Source organism: Streptomyces sp. NPDC058632 (genome assembly GCF_042717095.1).
In the GTDB taxonomy this organism is placed as follows: domain Bacteria; phylum Actinomycetota; class Actinomycetes; order Streptomycetales; family Streptomycetaceae; genus Streptomyces.
The window spans coordinates 1-4,989 of sequence record NZ_JBHXQZ010000179.1 but is presented as its reverse complement, the minus strand read 5'-3'; the positions used below and the strand labels follow the sequence as shown (position 1 = coordinate 4,989).

At 72.4% G+C, this 4,989-nt stretch carries 4 protein-coding genes; all 4 read right to left on the bottom strand.

Going from position 1 to position 4,989, the window contains the following annotated elements; all coding sequences use genetic code 11:
* Nucleotides 1–145: 145 nt before the first annotated feature.
* The 4 genes from ACFWVE_RS34680 to ACFWVE_RS34665 all read right to left on the bottom strand — a co-directional run bounded on the left by ACFWVE_RS34680 (nt 146) and on the right by ACFWVE_RS34665 (nt 4,711).
* Entirely contained in the window at nt 146–925 is a 780-nt protein-coding gene (locus ACFWVE_RS34680) for a DUF3159 domain-containing protein (RefSeq protein ID WP_384023152.1), read from the bottom strand.
* 3 nt (nt 926–928) lie between these two features.
* Nucleotides 929–1,327, bottom strand: coding sequence for an OB-fold nucleic acid binding domain-containing protein (locus tag ACFWVE_RS34675; protein ID WP_266073760.1), 399 nt, complete (start codon nt 1,325–1,327; stop codon nt 929–931).
* A 118-nt stretch (nt 1,328–1,445) separates the two neighbouring features.
* Complete coding sequence (locus ACFWVE_RS34670; protein ID WP_384023147.1) at nt 1,446–2,129, bottom strand: response regulator; 684 nt, start codon at nt 2,127–2,129, stop codon at nt 1,446–1,448.
* The gene (locus ACFWVE_RS34665; protein WP_384023144.1) at nt 2,126–4,711 is read right to left on the bottom strand and encodes an ATP-binding protein; all 2,586 of its coding nucleotides are present in this window, start codon (nt 4,709–4,711) and stop codon (nt 2,126–2,128) included. The genes ACFWVE_RS34670 and ACFWVE_RS34665 overlap by 4 nt, the downstream gene beginning before the upstream one ends.
* Nucleotides 4,712–4,989: the final 278 nt, after the last annotated feature.

The following is a 4,989-nucleotide window of genomic DNA, read 5'->3' as shown; positions in this document are numbered from 1 at the left end:
GCGCCCCGCCGTCAACGCGTGGGGCCACATGTGGCGGGCCGCCTCCCACGACCCCGGGCGGTCGCATGCCCCGACGGCCCCCTGGTGTGGGGGGGGCCCCCGGAGCCCCCCGCGCCCCCCCCACTCACGTACGTGCTCACCGCGCTCAGGGGCGGCGGTGCCGGCCCGTCGTCGTCGCGTCGCCGTCCTCCGCGTGCTGCGCCTTCTCCTGCTCGCGCGCGGTCTTGCGCTCCTCCTCGGCGCGCTCCTCCGCCTCCATCTCCGCGAACACGTCGATCGGGGGCGGCGCCTTCGCCAGGAACACCCAGGTCAGGTACACGGCGAGCAGGAACGGCGGGATCTTCAGCGCGACCAGGACCCAGCCCAGCTGTGTCGTGTCCGCCCACCAGTACAGCGGGAACAGGATCGCGCTCTTGCCGAGCAGGATCAGACCCCAGGCCCAGCTGGCCTTGGTGTAGGCCTTCTTACGGCCCGGGTTACGGGTGCGCCAGGAGAGGTTCTCCCGGAAGATCGGGCCCAGCATCAGACCGATCAGCGGGACCCCGGCCATCGCGGTGATGATGTACGCCAGGGCCAGGCCCGTGGTGTAGAGCATGCCCGGCAGATAGAAGTCCTTGGCGTTGCCGGTCATCATCGCGAAGACCACACCGAAGCCGACGCCGAAGACACCGCTGAAGGCGTGCTTGACGGTGTCCTTCCTCGCCAGCCGGACCACGACCATCGCCAGCGACACGGCGAGCGCCGCGATCGCCGCCATGTGCAGGTTCTTGTTGATCGTGTAGATGCTGACGAACAGGAGACCGGGCAGCACCGTCTCGACCATGCCCCGCACCCCGCCGAACGCCTCGAACAGGGCGGCCTCGGTCACCGCCCTGGCGTCGTCGGCGGATGTGTCTTCGGTTGTCGGCTTGTCGAGTGACGTCACCGGCTACTCCCGTCCGAGGGGTCTCAGTTCGTATTTCGGGTTGAACAGCACCCTGTGGCCTCTGCTCAGGGAGATCCTGCCCGATGCGATCAGTCTGCGCCCCGGTTCGATCCCGACGATGGAGCGCCGGCCGAGCCACACCACGTCCAGCGCGGCGGAGCCGTCGAACAGTTCGGCCTCCAGGGCGGGAACTCCCGCGCGCGGCCGCAGCGTGACCGTGCGCAAGGTACCAGTAACCGTCACTATCTGCCGGTCCTGGCAGTCACCTATCCGTGTACAGCCGGCGGTCTCGGCGTCCTCACGCAGCTCCTCGGACTCCAGGTCCTCCTGTGACGAGGAAAGCCGGTCGAGCATGCGCCGGAACCGGCCCGTCGGTTTCTCCGAGCGAGGAACAGCACCCATACGTGAAGCGTACCGGGGCGCTCCCACGGTTACGTACCCGCTGCCCGCCCGGTCCGAACCGGCTTGAACCGGCCGCTCCCGGCCCCACGCACGCGGCGCACACACCACGGGTGGGCACTCACCGCTCGAAGCGGTAGCCCATGCCCGGCTCGGTGATGAAGTGCTTCGGGTGGGACGGGTCGGCCTCCAGCTTGCGGCGCAGCTGGGCCATGTACACGCGCAGGTAGTTCGTCTCCGTCCCGTACGACGGCCCCCAGACCTCACGGAGCAGCTGCTTCTGCGCCACCAGCCGGCCGCCGTTGCGCACGAGGACCTCCAGCAGATGCCATTCGGTGGGGGTCAGCCGTACGTCCTTGCCCTCGCGGTTCACCTTCTTCGCGGCCAGGTCGACGGTGAACCCGTCGGTCTCCACCACCAGGCCGACCTCGTCCTCGCCGGAGGGCTCGGCGCGGCGCACGGCGGCCCGCAGCCTGGCCAGCAGTTCGTCCATGCCGAAGGGCTTGGTGACGTAGTCGTCGGCTCCCGCGTCGAGCGCCTGGACCTTCTCGTCGGAGGCGTGCCGGGCGGACAGCACCAGGATCGGCACCCGGGTCCAGCCGCGCAGTCCCCGGATCACCTCGACGCCGTCCATGTCGGGCAGGCCCAGGTCCAGGAGGACCACGTCGGGGTGGCGGGCGGCGGCCAGGCGAAGGGCTTCGGCGCCGTCGTGGGCGGAGTCGACCTCGTACGAGCGGGCCTTGAGGTTGATCACGAGGGCGCGCACGATCGCCGGCTCGTCGTCGACCACCAGCACACGGGTCATGAGGAGTGCCTTTCCGGTTCTGCGGAGCCCACGGGCTCCGCGCGTGTTGCCGTCGCGGTCGTCGCCGCCGTGTCCTCCGTCGCCGTGGGGGCAGCCGCGCGGAGGGTCAGCGTCATGGTGAGGCCACCGCCGGGGGTGTCGTCGGCGTTCAGGGAGCCGCCCATGGCCTCGGTGAAGCCGCGCGCCACCGCCAGGCCGAGGCCCACCCCGGCCCCGCGCGGAGCGTCGCCGTAGCGCTGGAAGGGCTCGAAGATGCGGTCCTTCGCGTCGTCGGGGACGCCGGGGCCGCGGTCGACCACCCGGACCTCGACCCGGTCGGCGAGCGCGCTGGCGGCCACCAGGACGGGGGTGCCGGCGGGAGCGTACTTGACGGCGTTCTCGATCAGGTTGGCCATCGCCCGCTCCAGCAGCCCGGGGTCGACGGCGACCATGGGCAGGGTCTCCGGGACGTCCAGGGTGACGCTGCCCTCGGGCACCCCGCCGAGCGCCATGGGCGCCACCTCGTCCAGGTCGACCTCGCGGATCAGCGGGGTGACCGTGCCGGTGTGCAGGCGGGACATGTCGAGCAGGTTGCCCACCAGGTGGTCCAGGCGGTCGGCACCACCCTCGATGCCCTCGAGCAGCTCGGCCCGGTCCTCGGGCGACCAGTCGACGTCCTCGGAGCGCAGCGAGGAGACCGCGGCCTTGATCCCGGCCAGCGGGGTGCGCAGGTCGTGGCTGACGGCGGCCAGCAGGGCGGTGCGGATGCGGTTGCCCTCGGCGAGGGTGCGCGCCCGGTCGGCCTCGGCGCGCAGCCGGCGGCGGTCCAGGGCGACGGCGGCCTGGGCGGCGAAGGCACCCAGTACCCGGCGGTCCTCGGCGGGCAGGACCCGGCCGGTCAGCGCGAGCGCCAGGTGGTCCCCGACCGGGACGTCCACGTCGGCGTCGTCGGGCCGTTCGAGGGCCGGTCCGGTGCCGGCCCGCCCGGCACAGGTCCACGGCTCGACGTCGCCGGCGCGTTCCAGCAGCGCCGCCGACTCCATGCCGAACGTCTCTCGGACCCGTTCCAGCAGTTCCTCAAGACCGGTCTCGCCGCGCAGCACGTTGCCGGCGAGGAACGACAGGATCTCCGACTCGGCGCGCAGCCGGGCCGCCTGATGGGTGCGGCGGGCGGCGAGGTCGACGACGGACGCCACCGCCGCGCCGACGGCGACGAAGATCATGATGGCGACGATGTTCCTCGGGTCGGAGATCGTCCAGCGGTGCAGGGGCGGGGTGTAGAAGTAGTTCAGCAGGAGCGAGCCGAACGCGGCCGAGGCCAGGGCCGGGCGCAGCCCGCCGAGCAGCGCCGCGGCCACGGTCAGTGCCAGGAACAGCAGCATGTCGTTGGCCAGGCCCGGGTCGAAGGCGCTGAGCAGCACGGCCAGCAGCGCGGGACCCGCCACCCCGACCGCCCAGCCCCACGCCACCCGCGACCGCCCGAGCCGGGCGCCCCGGGCCACCGGCAGTCCGCGCCCCTTGGCGATCGCCTCGTGGGTGACGATGTGCACGTCCAGGTCGGAACCGGAGTCCCGCGCGACGGTCGCGCCGACGCCGGGGCCGAAGACGTACTGCCACGTCTTGCGGCGCGAGGAGCCCAGCACGAGCTGGGTGGCGTTCGCCGCCCGGGCGAAGGCGAGCAGGGCGGCCGGGACGTCGTCCCCGACCACGTGGTGGAAGGTGCCGCCCAGGCTCTCCACGAGGGTCCGCTGCTCGGCCAGCTCGCCGGGCGAGGCGGCGGTGAGCCCGTCGCCGCGGGCGACGTAGACCGCGAGCACCTCGCCCCCGGCGCCCTTCTCGGCCAGCCGCGCGGCACGGCGGATCAGGGTGCGGCCCTCGGGGCCGCCGGTCAGGCCGACCATGATCCGTTCGCGTGAGCCCCAGATCGCCGAGACGTCGTGCTCGCTGCGGTACCGCTGGAGGTACTCGTCGACCCGGTCGGCCACCCACAGCAGCGCGAGTTCCCTGAGCGCGGTGAGGTTGCCGGGACGGAAGTAGTTCGAGAGGGCGGCGTCGACCTTGTCCGGCTGGTAGACGTTGCCGTGCGCCATGCGGCGGCGGAGCGCCTCGGGCGTCATGTCGACCAGCTCCGTCTGCTCGGCCCGCCGCACCACCTCGTCCGGTACGGTCTCCTGCTGCCGGACGCCGGTGATGGATTCCACCACGTCGCCGAGGGACTCCAGGTGCTGGATGTTGAGGGTCGACAGTACGTCGATCCCGGCGGCCAGCAGTTCCTCCACGTCCTGCCAGCGCTTCGCGTTGCGCGAGCCGGGCACGTTGGTGTGGGCGAGTTCGTCGACGAGAACCACCTGGGGGCGGCGGGCGAGGACGGCGTCGAGGTCCATCTCGGAGAGCACGGCGCCCCGGTGCTCCAGCTCCCGGCGCGGTATCTGTTCCAGGCCCTCCAGCAGCGCCCTGGTGCGCGGCCGGTCGTGGTGCTCGACGAAGCCCACCACGCAGTCGGTGCCCCGCTCGACACGGCGCTGCGCCTCGGACAGCATCGCGTACGTCTTGCCGACGCCCGGTGCCGCGCCGAGGTGGATCCGAAGTCTGCCGCGTCCCATGCCCTCATTGTCTTCCGGTTTCCGGACAGCACGGCCGCCGCCGGTCGCCGGTCGCCGGTTCACCGCTGTCTGCGCGGAATCGACCCTACGTTCGTCCCGGGCGGCCGAAGGCGCCCGCCGGGGTGCGGAATCCGGCCTTGACGGAACTCTGACGGGGCTGCCGCGGACTCCGGCCCCGGATACCGGTCACGGCGAAGCCGGGGCGGTGGTGCGGGTCGTGGCAGCCGAGCCCGCGCCGCAGCCACCGGCGTCGGTGCCGTACAGGATCTGTCCTCGGA

Bases quoted from the DNA above. Each gene is read 5' to 3' on its own strand.
- ACFWVE_RS34675 (WP_266073760.1), bottom strand. From the start codon at position 1,327: ATGGGTGCTGTTCCTCGCTCGGAGAAACCGACGGGCCGGTTCCGGCGC.
- ACFWVE_RS34670 (WP_384023147.1), bottom strand. From the start codon at position 2,129: ATGACCCGTGTGCTGGTGGTCGACGACGAGCCGGCGATCGTGCGCGCC.
- ACFWVE_RS34665 (WP_384023144.1), bottom strand. From the start codon at position 4,711: ATGGGACGCGGCAGACTTCGGATCCACCTCGGCGCGGCACCGGGCGTC.